Raw genomic sequence first — 25,152 nt, 5'->3', positions numbered from 1 at the left:
TACTTATACAATGAAAAAAATAGTCATCACGAGCCTCATGTTGTCTGCGGCATTGATATCCGGCTGTGATAATTTTAAAAATAAAAAAGATACTGAAGCCAAAACGGAAGCGCCTGCTTTGGAAGATTGGAGTTGTACAGCACAAGCCAATATTGACCAATTGCAAGATCATTTAAAAAAAGAATATCTCAAAGAATTAAACAAAGAAATACGTCAGTCAGATTATGAAGCCGATCAGCAACTCATGGATCTGATTGTAAAAAATCTAAAATTTAACATTCAAAATGTCACGACTTTAACTGAAGACCCTAATAAAGCCAAAACATTGGAATGTAGCAGTCAATTGTTGGTGGTTTTCCCGAAAGGATTACAAAAGCGTGCTGAAAACGCCTTTGCTGAACGACCATGTGATGAAGGCTGTGAAGAACGTGGTCATTATACTTTGAATGATTCACTCGAAGATGGTGAGTCAGGCTTAAGCATGGACAATGATCAGCTTAAAGGGAACTTTAGCTATAGCATCACTAAAACGGACAAAGATGGTTTAAGTTTAAGTGTCCCAAGTCAAAATGACGTAATTGATAGCGTTGTAACAGTGACACGTCATGCGGTGCTATATGCGGCATATAGTGCTCAAAATAAGCGAGATGAAGAATTCTATCAGCAAGGGATGGAGAGTCAATCTCAACAAATGAGCCTTGCACAAAAGGCAATGGATATTCGTAAGAAAGAGCTAGATCAGGATAATGCAAAAGTAGTAGATCGTCTCAATCAGACTTGGGATCGTTTTAGTGATGAACAAAAGGCGCAGTTACAGCAAGATCAAGCAGACTGGTTTGAAAAGCGTGATATCGACTGTAAAGTGCTTGCACAAAAAAGTGTTTATTCATTAAATGAAAGTGAAAAAGAGACTTATCAAAAGCATTCGCAATACTGGGATGATGCGATGAATACGCAAAATCAAGAGTTGCAATATACCAAATGTTTTAATCAGAAAACTACAGAACGAATTGTGTATTTAAATAACGTGTTTAATTGATCTAAAAGAAGAAAAGCCCTTAATTGAGGGCTTTTTTTGAATCTTAGTTTATTGCTTGATGATCAAAACAGGAATTGGGCACTGCGTTAAAATATTTTGTGCCACGCTGCCTAGCATGGCTTTTTTCAAACCTGTGCGTCCATGTGAACCCATGATGATTAAATCCGCAGAGATTTCATCAGCCACTTGTAAAATCCCTTCAGTTGGCGATACACCATGAATCAAACGAGTTTTAACTTCGATACCATCACGTACAAAGGTTTGTTTGATATCTTCTAAACGCAGCTGAGCACTTTTTTCAGCCTGCATAAAATATTCAGTGATTGCAGGTGCAACAGCATAGAAATCGACACCAACGAATGGATCAACAGCAACAACACTGACAATGGTCACTTGTGCATTTTGACTTTTAGCCAAGCTGAGGGCATGTTCAACAGCAGAATATGAAATTGGAGATTCATCCACAGGGACTAAAATTTGTTGATATTGACTCATATCTGCTTCCTTAATATTTTAAATGTTATCAATCTAATCTTGCTCTATTCACGATATTGTATGAATTAGACAAAAGGGTAAGCCTATGGGTGAAGGGTGTGCTGAATACAAAAAAGCCCACATGATGTGGGCTTAGTCATCTTAAGCTTTTACAACCAACACAGGTAATTCAGTATTACTGAGTACATCTTGTGCGAAGCTGCCGAGTAGCATTTTCTTAAATCCTTTGCGACCATGTGAACCCATCACGATCAAATCGGCTTTGACTTCATTGGCTGCTTCTACGACACCTTCAGCAGAAACTTGACCTTTAATAATCTTACTTTGTGCTTCTACACCCACTTCAGTTGTAATTTGCACAGCTTCTTTCAATGCGGATTCTGCATTTGCATAAGCTTGTACGAAATATTCTTTCATGATTGATGAAGAATAATAGAAGTCTGCATCGGTAAATGGGTCTTCAGCAACAAGGCTGATTAAAGTGAGTTGGCTGTTAAACGCCTTGGCAATAATTGCAGCTTTTTTAACTGCAGAAAACGAGATTTCTGAACCATCGACAGGTACTAAAATGTTTTGATATGACATGGAACAATCTCCTGTAATTTTGCTTTTAAACCCTATAGATCATTGATAACACATTGTCGTGCATGGTTCAATTTATTAATCTAAAAAATATTGTAAATTCATAAAATTACATAAATTAATGTCGATAAGTCGTCAAATAAATCTGAGTGGAAAACTCGGACTTTGCTCAAAAATTATTAAAATAAAATCGACTAATTTTCTCGGGTTTTTAGCCTAAAAGATCAATTTGAACTTTATAAAAATAAGCCTAAACTATATACAGTTTTAAATCTAAGATTTATAACAGAATTGATGCGATTGGATAGTTAGATATGTCATATAAAGTAGGGTTGGTTGTACTCAGCATGTGTTCAGTGTTGCATTTGTCTGGTTGTCAAAACACGCAAAGCGGTACTAAAGTGATTGCAGGCGCATTTAACTTATCGACACAAGTTCAAAAGACCTTCATCAACCTACATGCACCTGACAATGTTATTGTGCAGTCAAATATTCAATATCTACAAAATCCAAATTTAAACTTGGATATCTATCAACCTGAAACTAGTACGGTTATTGCACCAAGACCAACGATTGTTTGGATCCACGGGGGCGGTTGGGTCTCTGGCTCAAAAGAACATGCAGGTGGATATTTTAAACGACTCGCAGCCCAAGGCTATAATGTAGTTTCTGTTCAATATCAGTTTGCACCTGAAGCCATTTATCCTGCACAGCTCAACCAAATTGATGCTGCATTGATGTTTTTAAATCTACATGCAGCACAATATGGCATTGATTCGCAAAATATGTATTTGGCAGGGGATTCTGCAGGTGCAAATATGGCCAGTCATTATGCCGCCTTGGTTACGAATCCAGATTTTGCGAAAGCGTCAAAGATTCAACCTGTATTAAAGCCTTCACAGCTTAAAGGGCTGATTTTACATTGTGGTATTTATGATTTAAACAGCTTTGTAAATACTGCACCCGCAGAGATTGGACTGATCGAGTGGGGCGTCTATAACTTAGTTCAGGCGTATACCGGAGACAAAAAAGATGATGCCGAGTTTTTAACGCGTATTTCAACGGCCTCAAATATTAATTCAAATTATCCGCCTGTATTTATCAGTGGTGGCAATAAAGATTTTTTAACCAAAACGCAATCTGAGCCTTTTGTAGAAAAATTGAAGGCAAATAATGTACCTGTGACAGCGGTATTTTATCCAGATTCGAAAGAATTTTTGGTACATGAATATCAATTTATGATGAGTAAAAAGGCCAGTCAGCAGACCTTTTATCGCACTTTAGAATTTTTGAAACAACACGTACAGACCGTCAAAAATTAAAAACAGATTTAAAAGGCTTGCAGAATAATCTCTAACTTAATAACATACCTACCAGCTGGTATGTTTGTTTTGGAATGAATAATGAATTCGGTAACATTGGCGTATGGCTTACTGTCATTGGCGATTATCTCAGAAGTAATTGGTTCGACATTTTTGGTGAAGTCAGAAGGGTTTACCAAACTTGCGCCTTCATTGGCTGTCGCAGTTTTATTCTGTTTGGCATTTTATTTATTGTCTCAGGTGATTAAAGTCATACCACTTGGTATTGCTTATGCCATTTGGGCGGGTGTTGGTATTGTTTTAACTGCACTAATTGGCTACTTTATCTTTCGTCAAAGTTTAGACCTCCCAGCCATGTTAGGGATAGGCCTGATTGTTTCAGGTGTGGTCGTAATTAACCTGTTTTCAACTTCTGCTGGACACTAGTATGGATAATCCGCATCAGCGCAAGAAAGAACCTCAACTGATACGCCAAAGTATTTTGCAGCATGCAATCCGTCTTGCTGCAGATAAAGGTGTCAACGGGGTGTCGATTCAAGCCGTTGCGGATTTAGTTGGGGTCACAAAAGGTGGTGTATTTCATCATTTCTCAAATAAGCAAAAGCTCTTAGAGTCCATGATCGTCATGCTTTTAGCTCAATTAGACGAGGTTGTTGACCGATTGATTGACGAAGACCCTGAGCCATACGGTCGTTTTACCCGAGCCTATATTGAAATTACCTTAGAAAAACAAATCATGGGTTTGCAACAGTCATGGTCCGCGATTTCGATGACCATGCTGACCGATAAAACTTTTAATGAATATTGGATTGAATGGATGAACTCACGTTTAGAGCGACATCATCAGACCGATTCAGATATAGAACTCAAAATTGTTCGTTATGCAGCCGATGGTATTTGGCTCACCGCTTTTACAGAAGTGGAAGACGAAAGCGAAACCGAATTATTAAAACAAGAACTTATCGCCCGAACGTATCGAGCGAAATAGATTAAATAACTGATGTTACACACGTAAAAGTAATTACGCATTTTTAAAATGATTTTTAAGTCTATTCGACGGAGGCTTACATCTAGGGATTAAATAAAGGGATTAGCCTTCGGTTGGAGGTGCTTTTGTTTAGGTAAAATGAGAAGCGTGCTTCGTAAGGAAGCCATCTTGCGGAGCATTGCTCCTCACCGCAAAACTTGTTCACTAGTGTCTAATTATTCAAAGTATCGCAAAAACATTTTTGATTAGAAATAGTCCTATCTCAAACACTTGCGGATGACGTTACCGCGTATCATTCTTTTATTTGAAGCAAATTATTTAACTGAGGGCTTAATTTCTCTTATATTTGAAAATAGCATGTACGACTAAACCAAAGACCAACCCCCAAAACGCGGAACCAATACCAAAAAATTGTACGCCCGATGCACTAAATAAGAAGGTGAGTAGAGCAGCGTCACGTTCACTCGCTTCTTGGAAAGCAATGACGATGTTGTGTCCAATGGTGCCTAGTAGGGCAATTCCTGCTAAAGCGGTAATAAATACCAATGGAAAAGCAGTTAAGAAACTCACCAAAGTGGCTGCAAACAGGCCCATCAAAATATAAAAGAAGCCACAAGTCATACCTGCGATATAGCGCTTTTTCTCATCGGGGTGGGCTTGGTCATCTAGACTGATGGCCGCACTAATCGCAGCAATATTGACACTAAAACATCCAAATGGCGCGAGTAGCGTTTGGGCTGTACCAGTCCAACCAATCAGTTGATTGACGTGGGGTTGATAACCATAACTTTTAATCATGGCTAAACCCGGTAAATACTGAGAGGCCATATTGATTACAAAGAGTGGTAACGCCAAACCCAGTATTGCTGAGATCGAAAATTCAGGTGTGACCCAAACCGGCTGTGCGAGTTCTAAATTAAGCGCCGGTAATTGAAAGCCAAGTAATAATGGACAAAGCATGATGCCAATGATCACCGTAATGACAATGCTATAACGTGGTAACAGTCGTTTACTGAGGACGTAAGCCGCGAGTAAACCAAGAACGAATGCCCATTCATTTTGTAAACTGACAAATAGCTCAATACCAAATTTAAGGAGTACACCCGCCAACATTGCACTAGTTAGACATTGCGGGATATAGCGCAATATTTTTTCAAAAATGCCTAAAAATCCAAGTATTGCTGTCAATAAGCCACAGACCAAGAAAGCACCTAGGGCGGCATTCATGCTGTAACCATTTGCAGTCGCTAAAATCAGTGCCAGTCCTGCAGTGGACCATGAAGTCGCAACGGGATATTTAAATTTCCAAGACAGAATCAGCCCGCTTAAGCCGATACCCAAACCTAGAGCCCAAAACCAAGAGGTTATTTCTGCTGTGTTGGCACCGAGCAGTTGTGCAGATTGGATCACCAAAACAGCCGAGACACTGATCCCGACTAAGAACGTAATAAAACCTGCAAAAGCAGCTGGAATGGAAAAGTCTTGGAGTAGTTTTTGCATAATGATCGAGCTATGAGTATTGTTGGCGCAGATTTAAGATGACATTTTTCAGGATGATACGCTCAAGTCCTGTACAGTAAAAGTGCTCATCGAGAGATTATGGAAATACTTTATTTATTCACTGATGTTACGCAGTAACATCAGAAGAGCCATTTGATTCAAATAAAAGAACGATACGCGGCAACGTCATTCGCAAGTGTTTGAGACAGGACTACTTCTATTCAAAAATGTTTTTGCGATACTTTTGAATAATTAGACGCTAGTGAACGAGTTTTGCGGATGACAATGGTTTTGGGTACTTTTGCCGAAACAAAAGTACCTCCAGCCGAAGGCTAATCCCTTTATTTAAATCCTAGATGTAAGACTCCGTCGAATAGACTTAAAAAGCATTTTAAAAATGCGAAATTACTTTTACGTGCGTAGCATCAATTATTAACAAACGGCACTTTAATAGAACGAATCGACAACCACACATTGTGGATGTTTCATCCTTTTAAAAGTTAAAGGCATCGTAGATTATCCGGAGTTAAAACTTTGAGCTTTGTACTGTATACATATCGTTTACATGGTAGATGTCGCAAGCTTTAGACCAAATCCACAAAATAGAAGGCCAACCGCTGCTACACAGCATGCCGTAAATTTATAACGATGGCTAAAATAGGTGGCCAGTTTTGCACCCGAAAAGATCAAAATCGTTAAATAGCTCATACTGATAATTTGCAGCACGATCGCGAGTGCGGTGAAAGTAATCGCAGGATATGGATATGCAGGATCGACGAATTGTACAAAGAACGATAAGTAAAAAAGAATGGCTTTAGGGTTTAAAATACTGATGGTTAATGCGGTCTTAAACGGTTTCAGTTCGCTCAAACTCAGTTGTTTAGTGTCGAGTTGTTCTGGCGTTTGAACGGCATTCCATGTTTGGTAGGCAGCCTTGAAAAGTTTGATACCTAAATAACTTAAATACAGCGCACCGACAATTTTTAATAATAAGAATAACCAAGGGAAGGCGTGAAGTAAGGATGCAGCACCGAGAGCGGTGAGTAAGATTAAGATCAAATCGCCAGTATAAACGCCAAAAGCGCCTAAATAGCCGACCTTAATGCCATAGCGAGAAGCAACAGACATGACATAAAGTGAATTTGGCCCGGGTAAAATCACAATTAATATCGTACCAATAATAAAGGTCGTTAAGTCTGTGATTCCAAACACTGAAGACACTCAAATAAAAAACCGAAGCTGTAGTATACAACTTCGGTTCTAGATGAAACTGAAAATTTCTAATTTATGCTTTTATTTCAGCATCTAAGCCAAAAGTTTGACGCAGTAAGCTACTTAATTGCTCACGGGCTTTAATAAAACCATCAATACCGCCTTGTAATAGTTGGAAAGACATTAAGTCTTTTTCAACTTCAGCTTTGAAAGTTTGCTTGTCGAGCACTTGTACATCGTGTTGACAGTGTGCATGCGCATGATGATTAGACAATTGCACTTCCACGGTACGCTGATCTTTTTCCAGTTCTGCCAATAAATTCGGTGAAACTGTCAATAAATCACAACCTGCTAAACCAAGCACTTGATCAATACTACGGAAGCTAGCACCCATAATTTCAGTTTTGATGTCATGTTGTTTGTAGTAGTGGTAAATCTGCTTCACTGATAACACGCCTGGATCTTTCTCAATCGGGTAGCTATCCACATTTTCAGCTTTTTTGTACCAATCTAAAATACGACCAACAAATGGCGAAATCAGCGTGACTTGAGCATCTGCACAGGCTTGAGCTTGATGTAAGCCAAACAATAGCGTCAGATTACAGTGAATGCCTTCGGCTTCAAGGGCTTTAGCGGCTTGAATGCCTTCCCATGTTGAGGCAATTTTAATTAAGATACGGTTTTGATCGATACCATACTGTGCATATAAAGCCAGTAACTCTTTGGCTTTTGCAATGGTGGCATCGGTATCATAAGACAAGGCTGCATCGACTTCTGTAGATACACGTCCTTCGATCAATTTTAAAATTTCTACACCAAATTTGACCGTAAGAATATCGATGGTGCGCTCAACCAGCTCATCGTTTTGATAACCTTCTTTACGCGCTTGTTCAAAAGCACTTTCAATCAGTTCTTTATTTTCAGGTTGATTTGCCGCTGCTGTAATTAAAGATGGATTTGTGGTCGCATCCAATGGACGGAATGTATTAATCGCAGCTAAATCACTGCTGTCAGCAACAATCGTTGTTAGGCTTTTTAATTGGTTTAACGCATTTTGAGTCATTTGAAATCTAGTTCTTAATGTTCTTGGTGTACATACTTTTATAACACAATCTGTTTAGAACCCAACCAAAAACCGCCCAATTAGGCGGTCTAAATCGTAGTTTTTCGTGAATTTCGGATGTGATTAATCAAAAAATGAGCAGCCGAGCCGAGAGGTTTTTCACGGTTCCAGACCAAGTCGACGAAATATTCAAATTTGGGTGTAAAATCTTGAAAGCTTAAGATTTTGAGTTGATCTTTGAGTGTCGGATTTTCATTAAACATCTCTAATGGAAGCACACCCCAACCCAGACCTTGAATAATCATCGAACAGGCAGAGTGGTGGTTATCTGTACGCCAACTGTGTTTGGAAAATAACAACTCTGGTTTGATACTTTTATCACGACTTGCAACCACGATTTGCCGACTTTGCAAAATTTGCTCAAAACTGACTTGCTTAAATTTCGACAGGCCATGTTTTGTCGCAGCAACAGGAACCAATGCTTCACGTTTCAATTCGACAAATTGTTCATAACTCTCAAGCTGTTCACGTTCAAACATTAGAGCAAGCTGTGCTTGACCTAGTAATAACATCTTTTGGGCATCTTCTTGAGGCGCAGAAAAAATATTGATTTGCAAAGATGGAAAATGAGTTTCTAGCAAAGAGATATAGTCGGTCCACTGCGTATGAAGCAGTTCTGATACCACCACGATATTCAGTGAAGACTCTAAACCATGACTCAGCGCAATCGCATGCTGTTTCCACTGATTGATTTCTATCAATAATTGTTCAGTTTTTTCATACAGGTTAAGCGCTTGAGCGGTGGGCACAGGCTCACGACCAACGCGCTCAAACAGTTTAAGGTTGAGATCAATTTCGAAATTCGCAATGGACATGCTGACTGCTGATGGCACTTTGCCGAGTTGTCTGGCGGCTGCGGAAAATGATCCTGTTTCCATGACTGTTTTAAAAATCATCAGTTGTTCTTGATTAATATTCATGTGCATACAGAAAAAATAAAGGAATACAACCTTTCAATAATATTGAAAGAACCTGACTCGATTAATCAATAATATAAAAATAAAATAAGTTTTTTACAAATGATAGAGTGTTTCAAAATGACGATTTCCAAGAGAAGGATTATTCATGCGCTAAGCTATGAGATCATCCTATTGGTGATCATTGCTATTGCTTTAAGTTTTATTTTTAAAGTTCCGATGGAGGTGACAGGTACGCTCGGTATTGCAATGGCGGTCACTTCTGTGATTTGGAACATGATTTTTAATCATTATTTTGAAAAATTTGAAGCAAAAAGAAAGTTAAAAAGAACCTTTGGTGTACGTGTTTTACATGCAATTGGATTTGAGGGCGGTTTAATGCTTGCAACCATCCCAATGGTGGCTTATGCCATGCATATGACCTTATGGCAGGCGATTTTGCTCGATTTTAGTATGACCATGTGTATTTTAGTCTACACATTTATTTTCCAATGGTGCTATGACCAGATCGAAGCGTACCTAGGTTACCAACCACAATATCGTTAAATTTCAATAAGAAAATCACATTGGCCTGTATTGATAAGTACAGGCCTTTTTTGCATTAAAATAGTGCAAAAATTTACAAATAACAATATATAAAAACATAATATAACTATAAAAAATTATACTAATTACATAACTTTTAAATATAAGAACAAAGAATGTTTTTAGGATTTAATTAAAAAAAATATGCAAGACAAGGAGTTAGCATATGAAATTGATAAAAATTGTCACACCTGTTGTTTTACTTGGGCTTACACAATTTACATTTGCAGATGGTAACTTTAAGCGCTTTTCTGTATCTGCAGGTTGGTTACACGTGATGCCGCAAGGAAAGGCGAATCCTTTTAACATTAATACTTCTGTGGCAAATGGGACACAGGCCAAAGTTGGAAGCATTAGTGAAGAGGGTTTTTTACAAGCAATTGACCCAAATGCAACGATTCAAGACGGTGATAACACAGTAAATTTAAAGGAGACTTTAGGAACATTATTAGAAGATAGTTTTATTAATGGACTCATGACAGATGGCAAAGGCAATATCAAACCAGATATTGCAGGGACATCGACATTATATGGATTGGAAAATTGGTCAGCAGGAGGCACTGGTCTAGAAGCAGAGGATGTTGATACTTTAGGTTTGATGGTCAATTATTATATCAATGACAACGTATCCTTACAGATGATTGGCGGTATTCCTCCCAAAGTGGATATTCAAGGGAAAGGGATGATTACGGCACCTTTATCTGGCAATGCAATGCCGGGAGGTCTTGCTGGTTTGCTGTTTCCGGACGGTTTACCTTTGGATTATGATGTACCAATTACCAATCTGGATGCTTATGGTAAAGCAGCAACAGCGCGTGCTTGGACGCCAGCATTTCAAGCTCAGTATCAATTTGGAAAATCGGGCGTGAATAAATTCAGACCTTATGTAGGTGCAGGGATTATGTATGCGTATTTTAATGATATTGAACTCAATAAAGGTATTGAATCTGACTTAATTGCTGCAGGGCATATGATTCAAAATATTAAGGATAATCTTGCAGGTGCTGCATTAGACGGTAAAGAATCATCAGGTAAAATGGTGGTCGATGTCGATGCGGATGATGCGATTGCTCCAATTGTCACACTCGGTTTTACCTATGACTTCACCCCAAATTGGTTTACAGCAGCTTCAGTGTCTTATGCAAAGTTAAATAATAAGACCAAGATCGATGTGATTAACCAAACGACCGGTGAACAGTTAATTCATGCAACGACAAAGATCGATATTGATCCCATCATTACTTATTTAGGTGTCGGTTATCGTTTCTAAAAATTATGAAATCTCTGAAATAAAAAACCGCTCATAAGAGCGGTTTTTTGCTTTAAAGCATAAAGGATTATTTTTCAATAATCGCTGTTACGCCTTGACCACCCGCAGCACAAATTGATACGAGTACACGGCCTGAACCTTTTTGGTTCAGCAATTTTGCAGCAGTCGCAATAATACGACCACCTGTTGCAGCAAATGGGTGACCCGCAGCAAGTGAAGAACCTTTCACGTTTAATTTAGCACGGTCAATTGAACCTAGTGGTGCATCTAGACCTAAACGTTCTTTACAGAATTTAGGATCTTCCCAAGCTTTCAGTGTAGACAATACTTGAGATGCAAACGCTTCATGAATTTCATAGTAATCGAAATCTTGTAGCGTAATACCTGCACGTTCTAGCATACGAGGTACTGCATACGCTGGCGCCATCAATAAGCCTTCTTTTTTCTCTACAAAGTCAACCGCCGCTGTTTCTTGGAAAGTTAAATAAGCAAGAACTTCGTGACCGTTTGCTTTTGCCCATTCTTCTGATGCAAGAAGGACACATGACGCACCATCAGTCAGTGGAGTCGAGTTACCCGCAGTCATCGTACGTGCATCGCCTTTTCCAAACGCTGGTTTTAACTTCGCAAGTTTTTCTACTGATGAGTCTGCACGTAAGTTGTTGTCACGCTCTAAACCAAGGAATGGCGTAATAAGGTCATCGAAGAAACCTTCTTCATAAGCAGCTGCCATTTTTTGATGCGAAGATGCAGCAAGTTCATCTTGCGCTTCACGAGAGATACCCCATTCAAGCGTTGTAATTGCTTGATGGTCACCCATAGAAAGACCTGTACGTGGTTCACCGTTCTTCGGTGCATCCATCAAATCTTTAACATTAATTTTAGTTAATGCTTTTAGGCGGTCTTTACCTGTTTTAGCAATATTCAATTCAAGTAAAGCTTTACGTAAGCCATCACCAAAAGCGATCGGTGCATCAGAGGTTGTATCTACACCACCAGCAACACCCACTTCGATTTGACCCAATGCGATTTTGTTAGCAACCAAGAAAGCTGCTTGTAAACCAGTACCACATGCTTGTTGAATATCGTAAGCAGGTGTTTCAGGAGCAAGTTCGGTATTGAGTACACACTCACGGGTCATGTTAAAGTCACGACTATGTTTTAACACGGCACCAGCAACAACTTCACCAAGGCGTTGACCTTGAAGGTTGAAACGTTCAACAAGACCATTTAATGCAGCTGTGAACATATCGCTGTTTGATGCAGTGAAGTAAGCGCCGTTAGAACGAGCGAAAGGAATACGATTACCACCGATAATAGCAACGCGGCGAACTGTGTTTTGACTCATGGTATTATCCTGTTGAACAGACGTTTGAGTTGTTGATTTTAAAGCTGTTTTAGGGTTTGAAGCGGGTGTCTTAGTGCGCGTAGATGCACGACGAGGACGGCTCGTTTTAGCGGCATCACTTGTAGACTTGGTTGCTGTGCCCGTACTTTTAGCGCTACGTGGCGTACTCTTTGATGTATTTGACACAGTTTCCGTAGTCGGACTTTCGACTGCTGGATTTTCTTGAGTTGTTTTGCTCATAAGGCTTTTCCAAGCATGTTGATGATCTTCTTGACGGCTACATTAGCATATTCACCAAAGGGGTAAATTGACTAAAATGACATTCGCTAAAGCATTCAGGTCAAGCCATCTGCGGTTTAACTCAAGTATGATTCCATGGAAACTGATGGAACTATTGAAATATAAGTATCTGACATCATCTTGAAGTTAAAGGGATATCTTCAGATCCATCAAAAATTAATCTGTATGAGAGATAATAAACATGACTGATCAATACCAAACATTTGCAAAATCTCCTATTGGTAAATTTGTCATCAAAAATTTAGGTTTACCATCACCGACTTTTTTAGAGCGTTTTGAGTCTGCAACACCTGTAGTTAAAGGTGCGGTTTTATTCGGTGCAGCGCCTGCTTCAACATTATCTGGTGCTATTGCACAAGTCTTGGCAAATATTCATGCCAATAGCTATGCAGGTAATAATGCTGAATTACAACAAGCTGCGGCAAAATCAGGTCTAAACTTAAGCGCATTTAACGAAGGCGATAAAGAGTCTAAGTTTAAAGTTGTGGTATTTGATGCTTCAGGTATTCAAAACTCAGAACAACTGCATGTCTTATATGCATTTTTTAACCCAATCGCGCGTCAAATTCAGGCGTCTGGTCGCGTTGTCGTTGTTGGTACAACACCAGAAACTGCGAAAACTGTGAAACAAGCCATTGCACAACGTGCATTAGAAGGTTTTGTAAAATCAGTCGGTAAAGAGTTTAAGAAAGGGATTGCTGCACAGTTAGTCTATGTGGACGAAGGTGCTGAAGCAAACTTAGAATCTGCATTACGTTTTGTAATTTCACCACGTTCAGCTTATGTATCGGGTCAGGTGATTCGTGTATCTAAAGCAGATGTTGTGGATGTTGATTGGAATAAGCCGCTTGCAGGCAAAACAGCTGTTGTAACAGGTGCAAGCCGTGGTATTGGTGAAGCAATCGCACATGTATTGTCACGTGATGGCGCGCATGTGATTTGTTTAGACGTTCCACAGCAGCAAGCAGATCTTGACCGTGTTGCAGGTGAAATTGGCGGTTCTACGCTCGCGATTGATATTACTGCAAACGATGCCGGTGAAAAAATCAAAGCGGCTGCAGCTGCTCAAGGTGGTTTGGATATCATCGTGCACAATGCAGGGATTACCCGTGACAAAACTTTGGCCAATATGAAACCTGAGCTTTGGGACTTGGTGATTAACATTAACTTGTCTGCGATTGAGCGTGTAAATGATTACCTTCTTGAAAATGATGGCTTCAATGCAAATGGTCGTATTGTGTGCGTATCTTCTATTTCAGGTATCGCAGGTAACTTAGGTCAAACCAATTATGCTGCTTCTAAAGCAGGTGTTGTTGGTGTGGTTAAATTTACTGCTCCATTATTGAAAAATGGCGTAACCATTAATGCTGTTGCTCCAGGCTTCATTGAAACGCAAATGACTGCTGCGATTCCATTTGCAATCCGTGAAGCAGGTCGTCGTATGAACTCGATGAGTCAAGGCGGTTTACCTGTAGATGTTGCTGAAACGATTGCAATGTTTGCTTCAACGGCATCGACTGGCTTGAACGGTAACGTGGTACGTGTGTGTGGTCAAAGCTTGTTAGGGGCTTAATAATTTCCTCTTAAAATTCCCTCTCCTTTAAGGAGAGGGTTAGGGAGAGGTAAAAATTTGCTATAAATGGAATGGGGCTAACCCTCATTCCAGCCTTCTCCTCGAGCCATATATGGCGTAAGAGTAGAGGCTTTTAAAACATTGAAATAAAAACTTCCAAAGGTTTAGTATGAATACTCGCCATTTTAGTCAACTTCCAAAACCTTATTTAGCCTATCCAAAAGTGATTCAAGGCTTGATTTTTAAAAAGCCTAAAGCTGAAAAAGTGCTGCCGCAAGTTGAATATGTGGTGGATTCATTTAAGGTCGATCAAAAACATTTAAAAGCTTATAACGAAGTGTGTGGCTTTAAAAACAATGGTTATATCCCAGCGATTTATTTGGCTGTGCTTTCTCAAAGTTTGCAAATGCATATGATGACTACGGAAGCTTTTCCATTTGCGATCTTAGGTTTGGTACATATTCGTAACCAAGTGAAGCAATATCGCAAAGTCGGTGTGAATGAAACACTGTCATTGTCATGCAAATTTGGTGAATTACAGCCACATGATAAAGGCGTGCAATTTGACTTTATTACCACTGCAAAAGTGGGCGATGAAGTGGTTGTAGAATCATTAACCACGTATTTAGCACGTCAAAAAACAGAGAACAAAGCTGCGGTAAAATCTACCGAAACAAAGCCAGCAGAGTTGCAAGTTCAAGCTGAATGGAATGTTTCTGAAAATACCGGTCGCCGTTATGCGTTGACTTCTGGTGACTTTAACTTGATTCATATTCATGCTGTGACAGCTAAAGCGTTTGGTTTTAAACAAGCCATTGCACATGGTATGTGGAGTAAAGCCAAAGCTTTGTCGAGCTTAACTTTGCCAGATGCCTATGAAGCAGATGTATGGTTTAAATTACCCATGTATTTGCCTTCTCAAGTTGAGTTCCTAACTGCACAAACGGGTAAAGATACAGAGTTTGCCATTCGAAATAGTAAGAACAAAAAGCCGCATGTCGCGGGAAGTGTGAAGGCACTTTAAGACTTAAGCCTAAATCGATATCGGTTTAGGCTTTTTTGTTTTAATCTCAAGTTTTAATCTCAAGCGATTCATATTCAAAGGAATGATGATGCAGGCGCTCAAAGAATATCTATTTGCACAGAAAAATAATTATCAAGGTACAGTCGACGAGGCGTTTCAAGATTTAGCGGCGCAATTTAGCCGGATGCAGGATGCTCGAACCCACTTAGGCGGAGCTGCCTTGGTGGTGTATTTTAAAGGTCAAAAAGTCGTAGATATTTGGACTGGTAAAAAGTCAGCGGATGAAGCTTGGCAGTCCAATACCCCCTCTGTCTGTTATTCCACGGGTAAAGGTGTACTAGCAACGCTTGCACATATCTTAGTAAGCAAAGGCTTTCTTGATTACGATACTCCTGTTGCAGCATATTGGCCGGAGTTTGCTCAAAATGGCAAGTCGCATATCACATTAAGGCACATGTTGAGTCATCAGAGTGGTTTATACGATATCCGTAATATCATTGAAACAGCATCTGAAATGGCAGATTGGCCACATATGCTCAACGTCATCGAGCAAGCCAAACCACGTTTTGAGCCGACAACTGATGCGGCATATCAACCTTTAACCTTCGGTTGGCAAGTCGGTGGTGTACTTGAAAAGGCCACAGGTCGACCGCTTGCTGAACTGATGCAACAGTATTTGGTTGAGCCTTTAGCATTGGATCATGCTTTTTTTGGCGTACCAGAGCATCAACTTAGTGAGGTTGCTCGCTTGATTCCGAAAAAGAAACAAGTAGAGCGTGCTGTAGATACATCTGCACAAGAAAATACCCAAGCGCAGACAACGAAAAAAAAGACCGAGACACGAAAAGCTTCAATCTTTGATCAGCTTCTGCAACTTTCGGGACAAAATTTGCAAGACTTTCAAGATGGTATGATTCCAAAAGGAATGCGCAAGTTTTCATTTTTTAGTGATGAGGGTTTACAAGCCATTATACCTGCGGCTACTGGTGTATTTAGTGCCAATAGTTTAGCGAAAATCTATGCAATGCTGGCTAACCAAGGGCAGTGGCAGGGACAGACCTTAATCACGCCACAAGTTTTTGAATCTTTAAGTAAAATTCAATATAAAAAACGTGATCGTATTATGCCTTTACCGATGAATTGGCGTTTGGGATATCATCGAATTTTAACTTTAGGCAAATCTAGTCAAGGTTTTGGACATATAGGTTTTAATGGTTCTGGGGCGTGGTGTGATCCGCAGCGTGATTTAAGTTTTGCATATACACATAACTTTGCGACGGGTTCGATCACAGGCGATTATCGCTTATGGGGCTTAACTCAAGAAACGCTACGTTGTGCAGACAAAGCGCTAAAGGGACGAAAGGGCTGGCTTTAAGATTCTTTGGGATAGAACAGAAATTGGGGAAATGTGAAAAATATGCTATTTTCCCTCGCAGTTTTAGACCGCTGTGATATCCCTATGAAAAAAGTTGTTTTGATTCCCTTAGTCGCAACATCGGCAATGTTGGGTTGTCAGGATTCAACTCAAACGAAAGCAAAAGAGATAGAAGCGATTACTGCCGAAAAACAGCAAGCTGCATGGGTCGGTGATTTTAAAGGTACCACGCCGTGTATGGGCTGTCTTTCTCGTTGTGAAGATTGTCCTGGCATGGCTGTGGCTCTAGAGCTACATGAAGACCAAACCTATACACTTACTCGTGAAAGTCTAAGTGGTCATAACGAAGTAGAAGTGCTAAAAGGTGTAATTCGTTTTAAAGATGAATCAAAGCAGCAGCTAGAACTTATGAATGTGCAAACGCGCAATCTATTGTATGTAGATTTGGATCAGCAATTGCTAGAAATTCGTGAAGACCAGACGGCGAAACGCTATCAAATGCAGAGTGATTTCCTTTTAAATAAAGCAGTTTAAGCATTCGTAATTTATATTAAATTTGCCTGATCATTGTGATAGCTCAAGATCGGATTTTTATTGTCCAAACTCTGCCATTTATTTCACTATTAGACAAAAAAACAGTATGCTTACACCTGTAAAAAGGAGCATACATGTATCAAGTACTTGCACGAAAATACCGTCCACGAAATTTCATTGAACTCGTGGGGCAAAACCATGTGTCACGCGCACTTACCAGTGCCTTAGAACGTGGTCGGTTACATCATGCGTATTTATTTACAGGTACTCGTGGCGTGGGTAAAACCACCATTGCCCGTATTTTGGCAAAATGTCTGAACTGTGAAACAGGTGTAACCTCAACGCCGTGTGAAGTCTGCCCAACGTGTAAAGCAGTAAATGAAGGTCGTTTTATTGATTTAATTGAAATCGATGCGGCATCACGGACCAAAGTTGAAGATACGCGAGAACTACTCGATAACGTTCCTTATGCACCAACGCAAGGTCGCTTCAAAGTTTATCTAATCGATGAAGTGCATATGCTCTCTACGCATTCATTTAATGCGTTATTAAAGACGTTGGAAGAGCCGCCAGAGCATGTGAAGTTCTTATTTGCAACTACAGATCCACAAAAATTACCGATTACTGTCATTTCACGTTGCTTGCAATTTACTTTGCGTCCTTTAGCGGTGGATGAAATCACATCGCATTTGACAGATATCTTACAAAAAGAACAAATTCAAGCGGAGCAAGATGCGATTTGGCAAATTGCTGAATCGGCTCAAGGTTCACTGCGTGATGCGCTGTCACTAACTGATCAAGCGATTGCCTATGGTCAGGGTTCAATTCAGCACCAAGATGTTAAAGACATGTTGGGCCTAATTGACCGTACGATCATTTATGATTTGATTTTAGCCATTCATCAAAATCAGCGTGAACGCGTGAGTGCTTTACTCATGCAATTCCGTCAACAAGCGCTGGATGTTTCGCTGGTATTAGATCAGTTGATTTCAACGTTACATGAACTGGCATTATTACAATACTTGCCAGACTTAGCGTTGAAATATAGCGCTGAGATCAATCAAAAAATTATGCAATTGTCGCAGTTGATTTCAGCTCAAGATTTGCAGTTGTATTATCAAGTCGCATGCAAAGGTCGGGCAGACTTGCAGTTGGCAGTCACGCAAGAGCAAGGTTTTGAGATGTGTGTGCTGCGTCTATTAGCATTCCGACCATTACAGCCAAACGAAATGTTGGTCTCTGCCGTACAGCAAGAGTCAGCCGCACAGCCACAGCTTGCTCAAAATCAGGCCGAAACAGTTCAGCCGACTCAAACACAGTCTTTGCAGAAACCCAATACCGTTGTTGAGTCTGCTGCACAGGTTGCCACTGTTGAGCAGCCTGAAGCTGTACCCGCTGTAGACACATCGCCAGCTTTCGATGATTTTGATGATTCACATTATGATGACGATGATGGCTATGTTTCTGCACCTGCAGTCGATGAACCTTCATCTGATGATTTTTTAGATGATCCTGAAGAAGACGCAATAAGCCAAACTTCTACAGCATCTACAGCAAATGGCACTCTAGATACGCAAGAGGTTGCACCGGTTGAGTCTGTATCGACACAGCAAAATGACACGCTTGTTATGGATGCCGTGGCAGAAGACACATTATTTGATTTAGATCCGACGCCGAGTACTGAAACTGAAGAAGTTGATGTGAGCGCTATAAATTTTGAAGATATTGCACCTTTAGAACCAACAGCTTTAGAGTCAAAAAGTGTAGAGCCTGAAACAGCTCAGCCACATTTGATCAATGCCATTGAACCACAACATGTGGTGAATGAATCAGTTTCGGGTGCTCAAGGTGACAATGGTTTTGATCTAGCATCAGCACAAGTTACGCAAAGTTCCGTTTCTTCGGATGCTGTTCAAACGGGTTCATCTTCTACCTTGATGCCACAAGATATTTTGACTTTACAGCCTCAAACCCTTGAAGGTGAGTGGACGGTCGAAAAGTGGGAGTATTGGTTCCGAAATAGTCAACTTTCACCTGCGGTACAAGAGTTGGCTCAGCATGGCATCATGCGCGGTACGATTGACGGTGAATCGACTTTCCATATTCCAAAGCGATACGAAGCTTTAGTGACTCAATTGCAGCATGTATTGGAACAAGCCATTCATGCACAATGGTCAAAATGTCGTTTCCATATCAGCTTTGAAGATGTCGAAGAAACCACACCGTTTGCTTTACAACATGTCCGCAAGGAAAAAGCCTTTGCACGTGCAAATGAGTTATTACATGCTGAGCCTGTTGTGAAAGACTTACTCAAAAGCTTTGATGGTGAGTTGCAAAATATCCAGCTCAAATAAGTTTCAAGCTGGATTCTAAAAATTAAAGTAAAAACTGAGTTAAAGCATCTCGCATATCATCGGGTATCGAGGTGCTTTTTCGTGTTTGGCGGTCAACAAACACATGCACGAAATGTCCTTGGGCTGCAGCCTCATTTTGTCCTTGTTTAAAAATAGCCAAGTCATAGCGTAGAGAAGAATTACCAATCTTTTCAATTGCAACCCCAACTTCAATGATTTCAGGATAGGACAGTTCTTGTAAAAAGCTGCAGGCTGAATCGACCACTAAACCAATGATCGGGGTATTTCGCAAATCAAAACCGGCATGTTGAATCAAGAGTGCATTTGCAGCGGTATCAAAATAGCTGTAATAGGTGACATTATTAACGTGGCCATACATATCGTTGTCTGCCCAACGCGTTTGGATTGGAAATAAAAATCGATAGTTTTGGCGGCGTTTAGTTTCAGGTTTCATCGTTGGTATTTTCTTTATTTCAAAAATGAGTGAACTTTAGGCATATATTGATTGGTAAATCTGGCGAGCATCTTCAAACTGCAGTTCTCGCGGATTATTTTGTAATAGTCGTGTTTGTAATAATGCGTCTTCTGCTAAACGATCGAGCATATTTTCAGGCACATTGAGTTGACTGAGTTTAAGCACTAAACCGCTCTGATCTAAATGATTTTGCATATGATCAATAAATAAATCACATAAACCATCGGTACAGCCCGTACTGTATGGGTCTAGCCAACTCATAAGTTCTGCATAATGCTGCTTGGCCTGAGGTGCATTAAACTTTAACACTTCAGCGAGAACCAGTGCATTGGTATGACCATGCGAGAGATGAAAGTGTCCACCGAGTGGATAGGCGAGTGCATGCACCGCTGCAACTGGTGCATTAGCAAAGGCCTGACCTGCAAGCATTGAACCGACTAGCATGTGCTGACGCGCTTCGAGGTTATGTCCATCTTGTAAAACCAGTGCTAAGTTTTTATTTAATAAACGCAAAGCTTGTTTGGCGAGCATATCCGCATACGGATTTTTTTTGATTTTTGATGTATAGGCTTCAATGGCATGCACCATGGCATCGATACCTGTCGCTGCGGTAATATGTGCGGGAAGATTTAATGTAAAGTTCGCATCGAGGATGCAGACATCGGCATACAGTACAGGGGAGACGATACCAGTTTTGGTGGTTTCACCTGTAGTGACGATAGAGATTGGTGTGACTTCAGAGCCGGTCCCTGCCGTTGTCGGGATCAAAATGAGCGGTAAGCGTGGTCGTTTTGCATTAGCAACACCATATAAATCACTGATCTGTTGTGTTTGCTTAGGATGAGCCAAGATCGCAATAATTTTAGCCACATCCATTGAACTGCCACCGCCAAAACCAATAATCAAATCCACTTTTTCATTCTTGGCAAATTGAACTGCATCCAAAACTATATGTTCTGCAGGGTCAGCTTGAATACTGGAATAAATCACATAATCTTGATGGATACTTTCTAAAATATCCAAAATGGGTAAATGTAATTGTTGTTGCAACATACCGGGGTCGGTCACAAGCATGACACGTTTGGCTTGAAAGTCGCCTAGGACCTCTCTCAGTTGGGAAATAGAGCCTAAGCCTGAAATAATATTGCTGACGGTTTGAAACTGAAATTGACTCATTGGCTTATCCCTAATTTTTTATATCCAAATAAACATTATTCTTGAGTGTTGATATAGGATTCATCCTGTAAATAACTTAACATAAGACGCTTGAAATAAAAGTAGTCTTGAGGTTGTTATGTCATCCAGCACGCCATATAAGGTGTTGTGTGTTTGTTTAGGAAATATTTGCCGTTCACCTACGGCTGAAGTGGTTTTTAGACATTTTTGTGATGAAGCGCAACTCAATATTCACGTCGACTCTGCGGGTACGAGCAATTATCATCCGGGCAAAGCGCCTGATCTTCGTAGCCAACAGCATGCAAAATTACGAGGCTATAACTTATCTGCATTACGCGCACGTCAGTTAACGGTTCATGATTTTATTGAATTTGATTTGATTTTGGCCATGGACTACGAAAATTTAGACAATATTCAAAACCTCATGCAAAAGGCGCAGCAACAATTCGGTCAACTACGTGCCCAAGTGTCTTTGATGAGTCAACATGATCACCAATATCCGCAACAAGAAGTACCAGATCCGTACTATGGTGGTGATGCAGGGTTTGAACATGTATTAGATCAATGCGAATCTAGCAGTCAGGCTTGGGTCAATTATTTAAAAACTCAGTTACAAGCACAGCAAAAAAATTAAGGTTTAAGAATGCAAATTCAAACACAGGTTCAGCTTAAGCCATTTAATACATTAAGCCTCGATGCTGTTGCATCTCATTATGTACGTGTTCAATCTGTCGAAGATATCCAAGCAGCGCTCGACTTTGCCAAAGCTGAGCAATTAAATGTATTGGTGCTTTCAGGGGGCAGTAATATGCTGTTGCCTGAGCAAATACATGCTTTAGTGATGCACATGGATATTCAAGGTATTGAATATGTACAAGACGATGCCGCAACCCAAACTTTAAAAGTGGGTGCAGGGCAAGTGTGGCATGACTTTGTGCTATGGACGACGACACACCAGTTTTATGGCTTACAAAATTTAGCATTGATACCCGGTTTAGTCGGTGCTTCACCTGTGCAAAATATTGGAGCTTATGGTGTTGAGGCGGGTGAATTTATTGAATCTGTGCAGGTCTATGACCGAGTAACAGAACAGCAAAGTAGTATTAGCGCTGCCGATTGTCATTTTTCATATCGCCATAGTATTTTTAAAGATGAGCCAGAGCGTTTTATTATTACGCATGTGACTTTTAAACTTTTAAAACATGCCGATTTAAAATTAAATTATGGTGATTTAAAGCAGGCGGTAGGCGAAGACTTAAGTGCAGAAAACCTACAACAACAAGTCATTCATATCCGTCAAACCAAACTTCCAGATCCGAAAGAATTTCCAAATGTCGGAAGTTTCTTTAAAAATCCTGTGATTAGCCAGCAAGCCTTTGACCAAATTGCGCTGCAATTTCCAAATTTACCCCATTATCCACAACCGAATAATGCGGTAAAACTGGCAGCTGGCTGGTTGATTGATCAAGCGGGTTGGAAAGGGAAATCTGTGGGTTCAGTGGGTATGTTCCATAAGCAAGCTTTGGTGTTGGTCAATTATCAGGACGCCACGCTGCAAGATGTACGTACAACTTACAAAGCTGTACAACATGATGTTTTTGAAAAATTTAATATTGAACTACATCCTGAGCCTGTATTATTTGATACAAATGGCTTGATTCGATCTCACGCAGATTAATAAAAACATAGGTTTTAGATTTATGCATAAAACACATTGGATGGTTCGCTTAGTACAAATTGCCGCAGTGCTATTTGTACTTTTGGGCTGTCTGATGATTTTTATCTATACGCCGTTTTATTCTAAATTGATCGTTAAAAGTTTAAATTATTTCGTTCCTGTAGAAGTCAATCAGCTCGCAGCGCAAAGTCAAAAACTCGGTGCTTTGAGTGATGATGATAATTATGAGCCGGGTTCTGACTTATGGATCGCGCGCCAAGCGTATTTAAAACTCATGGAGCAAGCCATACAGTCTGATGAGCCTCAAGACTTGACCCTTATACAAGCGCGTTATAAGGCTTTACAGCAGCTCATTGAAGAAGAACATGAAAAAGAAATAAGTGATAATCAAAAGGACATACCGAAAGTTCCTTTGCTGAATCCTTCTGCATCCGAGGCGGCATCCTCTGAAGCAATGGCGGAAAATCCTGCTCAAAAAATGAAAGAGCTGCTCGAACTCAATAGTGCGGAAAATAAAGGACTCATGACGCAATATACAGAGTTCTTAAAAACTCATGAAATTGAGCAAGCTGCTTCAGAAGCGGAACCGATCGATGATGAAACATATCTTGATCTGGCCAAAATGAAAGATAAAACCCTGAAGCAGCCAACCGCAGATCCGTATGCGATCGTGGTGTTAGGTGGTGGCTTAACTTTAGATAAAAATGATAAAGATATCGTGGTGAATGACTACACACGACTTCGACTGGAAAAAACACTCGATGTCGAACGCACACATAAGCTACCGATTGTACTGAGTGGTGTGGAAGCACCGTATATGCAAGCTTGGTTAAAGCAATATGATGTCGATGCGAAATTGCTTGAAAACCGGAGTATGAATACTTGCGAAAATTCACGCTTTAGTTCGTTACTTTTACAGAAAAAAGGCGGCGCACCGACGGTTATTTTAATCACCGACCAATATCATATGCCTCGAACACGGCGTTTATTTGCATTAAATGGTATCGAAACCGTTCCTGTTGTTGCACCTATGCCAACGACATTAACCACATGGCGACCAAGTGAAAAAAATTATGACCATAGTCGTCGTGCCAATTATGAATTATTAGCTACCTTACGTGACGTTTGGTTTGGCTCAAGTGACTGTCGGGAGGTCCCATAATGTCAGATATCCCATTTCTTAATCCTTCGATCCTTAAACAATTAGATCTTCCTGTTCCAAGTCGAGAATTAACCCCACAATTATTAGAACCGCTAAATTTAAATCGGCCGTTTGAGCCTAGTGTCGAAATACAATCTTATCGACGACTCTACGGCTTAGATGCCTTGAACTGCGAACATTGGCAAGGCTATGTAGAAATGCCTTTGTTCAAACTACATGTACAAGTGTTTCAACCGAAACTAAAGGCTGAAACAGATGTCATTAAAGGCACTGTATTTTTATTACATGGTTATTTAGAGCATAGTGGAATATATCAGCCGATTATTCGTGAGCTCTTAGATCAAGGTTTTAGTGTTTTGACCTATGATTTACCGGGGCATGGTCTAAGCAATGGCTCGCCAGCCAGTATTCAAAACTTTGACCATTACCAACAAGTTTTGGAAGCGGTATATCGTTATGTGAAACATGCAGCTCAATTACCGACACCGTGGTTAGGGATTGGGCAGAGTACGGGTGGTGCGATTTGGCTGCATCATCTGTTAGATTTTGCTGAACATCGCAAAAACCCTTATGTCGAACGGGTTTTATTATTATCTCCGCTGATTCGTCCTGCAAAAACGGCATGGTGGCATAACTCGGTTGGATTAGGCATTATTCGTCGTATTAAACGTGAAGTGCCACGTCATTTTAGACGGAATAATCACAACCCTGAGTTTTTACGTTTTGTACGTTTAAAGGATCCTCTACAACCTCGAATGATGGGGATGGATTGGATTTTGGCCATGTCAAAATGGATGCAGGAAATGGAAGAACGACCTGCGTGTCGTATTCCAGTGTGGTTAGCTCAAGGCGCACAGGATCAAACGGTGGATTGGCGTTATAACATTGAGTTTATACGTCGTAAATTCCGTTTACAGACGCTTCTCATGCTTGAAGAAGGTTCACATCAGCTGATTAATGAACGTGCCGATATTCGTGCTGCATTAACAGGTTTGATCCCGGCATTCTTGCATGCTCAATCGAATAGTAAGTCTTATTACTAACTGATGTTACGCACTAACATCAGGAGCGTAATTTGATTCAAATAAAAGTACGATACGCGGGAAGTTCATCCGCAAGT

The 25,152-nt window shown here is 40.3% G+C and carries 24 protein-coding genes; 15 read left to right on the top strand and 9 right to left on the bottom strand.

The window, feature by feature from the left end; all coding sequences use genetic code 11:
- The first annotated feature begins 10 nt into the window (after positions 1 to 10).
- Positions 11 to 1,039, top strand: coding sequence for a DUF1311 domain-containing protein (locus FTU36_RS02660; protein ID WP_180116752.1), 1,029 nt, complete (start codon positions 11 to 13; stop codon positions 1,037 to 1,039).
- A 48-nt stretch (positions 1,040 to 1,087) separates the two neighbouring features.
- On the opposite strand, the gene FTU36_RS02655 is transcribed toward FTU36_RS02660, so the two are convergent.
- Positions 1,088 to 1,534, bottom strand: a complete 447-nt coding sequence (locus FTU36_RS02655; RefSeq protein WP_078188616.1) for a universal stress protein — start codon at positions 1,532 to 1,534, stop codon at positions 1,088 to 1,090.
- A 141-nt stretch (positions 1,535 to 1,675) separates the two neighbouring features.
- On the bottom strand, positions 1,676 to 2,119 hold the full coding sequence (locus tag FTU36_RS02650) for a universal stress protein (RefSeq protein ID WP_078191806.1): 444 nt from the start codon (positions 2,117 to 2,119) through the stop codon (positions 1,676 to 1,678).
- A gap of 311 nt (positions 2,120 to 2,430) precedes the next feature.
- Between FTU36_RS02650 and FTU36_RS02645 the strand changes: the two genes are divergently transcribed.
- From FTU36_RS02645 to FTU36_RS02635, 3 genes are all read left to right on the top strand, one after another.
- Entirely contained in the window at positions 2,431 to 3,438 is a 1,008-nt protein-coding gene (locus tag FTU36_RS02645; protein ID WP_180116751.1) for an alpha/beta hydrolase, read from the top strand.
- 81 nt (positions 3,439 to 3,519) lie between these two features.
- Complete coding sequence (locus FTU36_RS02640) at positions 3,520 to 3,864, top strand: SMR family transporter (RefSeq protein ID WP_078188613.1); 345 nt, start codon at positions 3,520 to 3,522, stop codon at positions 3,862 to 3,864.
- A 1-nt stretch (position 3,865) separates the two neighbouring features.
- On the top strand, positions 3,866 to 4,426 hold the full coding sequence (locus FTU36_RS02635; protein WP_180060072.1) for a TetR/AcrR family transcriptional regulator: 561 nt from the start codon (positions 3,866 to 3,868) through the stop codon (positions 4,424 to 4,426).
- A gap of 330 nt (positions 4,427 to 4,756) precedes the next feature.
- Here FTU36_RS02635 and FTU36_RS02630 read toward each other — a convergent pair whose 3' ends face one another.
- The 4 genes from FTU36_RS02630 to FTU36_RS02615 form a co-directional block, all read right to left on the bottom strand.
- Positions 4,757 to 5,926, bottom strand: a complete 1,170-nt coding sequence (locus FTU36_RS02630) for a benzoate/H(+) symporter BenE family transporter (RefSeq protein WP_180060074.1) — start codon at positions 5,924 to 5,926, stop codon at positions 4,757 to 4,759.
- Between the two features lie 561 nt (positions 5,927 to 6,487).
- On the bottom strand, positions 6,488 to 7,138 hold the full coding sequence (leuE, locus tag FTU36_RS02625) for a leucine efflux protein LeuE (RefSeq protein ID WP_180060075.1): 651 nt from the start codon (positions 7,136 to 7,138) through the stop codon (positions 6,488 to 6,490).
- A gap of 73 nt (positions 7,139 to 7,211) precedes the next feature.
- On the bottom strand, positions 7,212 to 8,201 hold the full coding sequence (gene tal, locus FTU36_RS02620; protein ID WP_078191801.1) for a transaldolase: 990 nt from the start codon (positions 8,199 to 8,201) through the stop codon (positions 7,212 to 7,214).
- Between the two features lie 89 nt (positions 8,202 to 8,290).
- Positions 8,291 to 9,181 carry a LysR family transcriptional regulator gene (locus tag FTU36_RS02615; protein WP_180116750.1) on the bottom strand — a complete coding sequence of 297 codons (891 nt, stop codon included), beginning with the start codon at positions 9,179 to 9,181 and terminating at the stop codon, positions 8,291 to 8,293.
- Positions 9,182 to 9,298: 117 nt separating this feature from the next.
- Between FTU36_RS02615 and aceI the strand changes: the two genes are divergently transcribed.
- Together aceI and FTU36_RS02605 are read left to right on the top strand one after the other, a co-directional pair.
- Positions 9,299 to 9,724: a chlorhexidine efflux PACE transporter AceI gene (gene aceI, locus FTU36_RS02610; RefSeq protein WP_078191799.1), complete on the top strand. Its 426-nt coding sequence runs from the start codon at positions 9,299 to 9,301 to the stop codon at positions 9,722 to 9,724.
- 205 nt (positions 9,725 to 9,929) lie between these two features.
- The gene (locus FTU36_RS02605; RefSeq protein ID WP_180007892.1) at positions 9,930 to 11,033 is read left to right on the top strand and encodes an OmpW family protein; all 1,104 of its coding nucleotides are present in this window, start codon (positions 9,930 to 9,932) and stop codon (positions 11,031 to 11,033) included.
- A gap of 67 nt (positions 11,034 to 11,100) precedes the next feature.
- On the opposite strand, the gene FTU36_RS02600 is transcribed toward FTU36_RS02605, so the two are convergent.
- Positions 11,101 to 12,621: an acetyl-CoA C-acetyltransferase gene (locus tag FTU36_RS02600; protein ID WP_180116749.1), complete on the bottom strand. Its 1,521-nt coding sequence runs from the start codon at positions 12,619 to 12,621 to the stop codon at positions 11,101 to 11,103.
- A gap of 241 nt (positions 12,622 to 12,862) precedes the next feature.
- Between FTU36_RS02600 and FTU36_RS02595 the strand changes: the two genes are divergently transcribed.
- From FTU36_RS02595 to dnaX, 5 genes are all read left to right on the top strand, one after another.
- A complete protein-coding gene (locus FTU36_RS02595; protein ID WP_180022002.1) occupies positions 12,863 to 14,254 on the top strand; it encodes a 3-oxoacyl-ACP reductase in 1,392 nt (463 codons plus the stop codon).
- A gap of 169 nt (positions 14,255 to 14,423) precedes the next feature.
- Positions 14,424 to 15,278, top strand: a complete 855-nt coding sequence (locus tag FTU36_RS02590; protein WP_180055168.1) for a MaoC/PaaZ C-terminal domain-containing protein — start codon at positions 14,424 to 14,426, stop codon at positions 15,276 to 15,278.
- Positions 15,279 to 15,366: 88 nt separating this feature from the next.
- On the top strand, positions 15,367 to 16,653 hold the full coding sequence (locus FTU36_RS02585; RefSeq protein ID WP_180116748.1) for a serine hydrolase: 1,287 nt from the start codon (positions 15,367 to 15,369) through the stop codon (positions 16,651 to 16,653).
- Between the two features lie 84 nt (positions 16,654 to 16,737).
- Positions 16,738 to 17,187 (top strand): copper resistance protein NlpE N-terminal domain-containing protein, encoded by a 450-nt coding sequence (locus tag FTU36_RS02580; RefSeq protein ID WP_180023492.1) that lies wholly within the window; start codon positions 16,738 to 16,740, stop codon positions 17,185 to 17,187.
- Between the two features lie 134 nt (positions 17,188 to 17,321).
- Positions 17,322 to 19,541 (top strand): DNA polymerase III subunit gamma/tau, encoded by a 2,220-nt coding sequence (gene dnaX, locus FTU36_RS02575; protein ID WP_180116747.1) that lies wholly within the window; start codon positions 17,322 to 17,324, stop codon positions 19,539 to 19,541.
- 22 nt (positions 19,542 to 19,563) lie between these two features.
- Here the strand turns inward: dnaX and FTU36_RS02570 are convergent, their stop codons facing one another.
- Together FTU36_RS02570 and FTU36_RS02565 are read right to left on the bottom strand one after the other, a co-directional pair.
- Positions 19,564 to 19,995, bottom strand: a complete 432-nt coding sequence (locus FTU36_RS02570) for a thioesterase family protein (protein ID WP_180093557.1) — start codon at positions 19,993 to 19,995, stop codon at positions 19,564 to 19,566.
- Between the two features lie 36 nt (positions 19,996 to 20,031).
- Positions 20,032 to 21,192: an iron-containing alcohol dehydrogenase gene (locus tag FTU36_RS02565; RefSeq protein WP_180022007.1), complete on the bottom strand. Its 1,161-nt coding sequence runs from the start codon at positions 21,190 to 21,192 to the stop codon at positions 20,032 to 20,034.
- A 118-nt stretch (positions 21,193 to 21,310) separates the two neighbouring features.
- Here FTU36_RS02565 and FTU36_RS02560 point away from each other — a divergent pair, with 118 nt between their 5' ends.
- From FTU36_RS02560 to FTU36_RS02545, 4 genes are read left to right on the top strand one after another with little or no spacing between them, the layout of a single operon-like run.
- Entirely contained in the window at positions 21,311 to 21,826 is a 516-nt protein-coding gene (locus FTU36_RS02560; protein ID WP_180088146.1) for a low molecular weight protein-tyrosine-phosphatase, read from the top strand.
- Positions 21,827 to 21,835: 9 nt separating this feature from the next.
- Positions 21,836 to 22,870: a UDP-N-acetylmuramate dehydrogenase gene (gene murB / locus FTU36_RS02555; RefSeq protein ID WP_180022008.1), complete on the top strand. Its 1,035-nt coding sequence runs from the start codon at positions 21,836 to 21,838 to the stop codon at positions 22,868 to 22,870.
- 22 nt (positions 22,871 to 22,892) lie between these two features.
- Complete coding sequence (locus FTU36_RS02550) at positions 22,893 to 24,032, top strand: YdcF family protein (protein ID WP_168377748.1); 1,140 nt, start codon at positions 22,893 to 22,895, stop codon at positions 24,030 to 24,032.
- Positions 24,032 to 25,075 (top strand): alpha/beta hydrolase, encoded by a 1,044-nt coding sequence (locus FTU36_RS02545; protein WP_168377747.1) that lies wholly within the window; start codon positions 24,032 to 24,034, stop codon positions 25,073 to 25,075. The genes FTU36_RS02550 and FTU36_RS02545 overlap by 1 nt, the downstream gene beginning before the upstream one ends.
- Positions 25,076 to 25,152: the final 77 nt, after the last annotated feature.

Origin of the sequence: Acinetobacter sp. YH12096 (genome assembly GCF_013419215.1) — a bacterium.
Lineage (GTDB): Bacteria > Pseudomonadota > Gammaproteobacteria > Pseudomonadales > Moraxellaceae > Acinetobacter > Acinetobacter amyesii.
The sequence above is the reverse complement of the archived record's forward strand: the minus strand, read 5'-3'. Positions and strand labels throughout refer to the sequence as shown.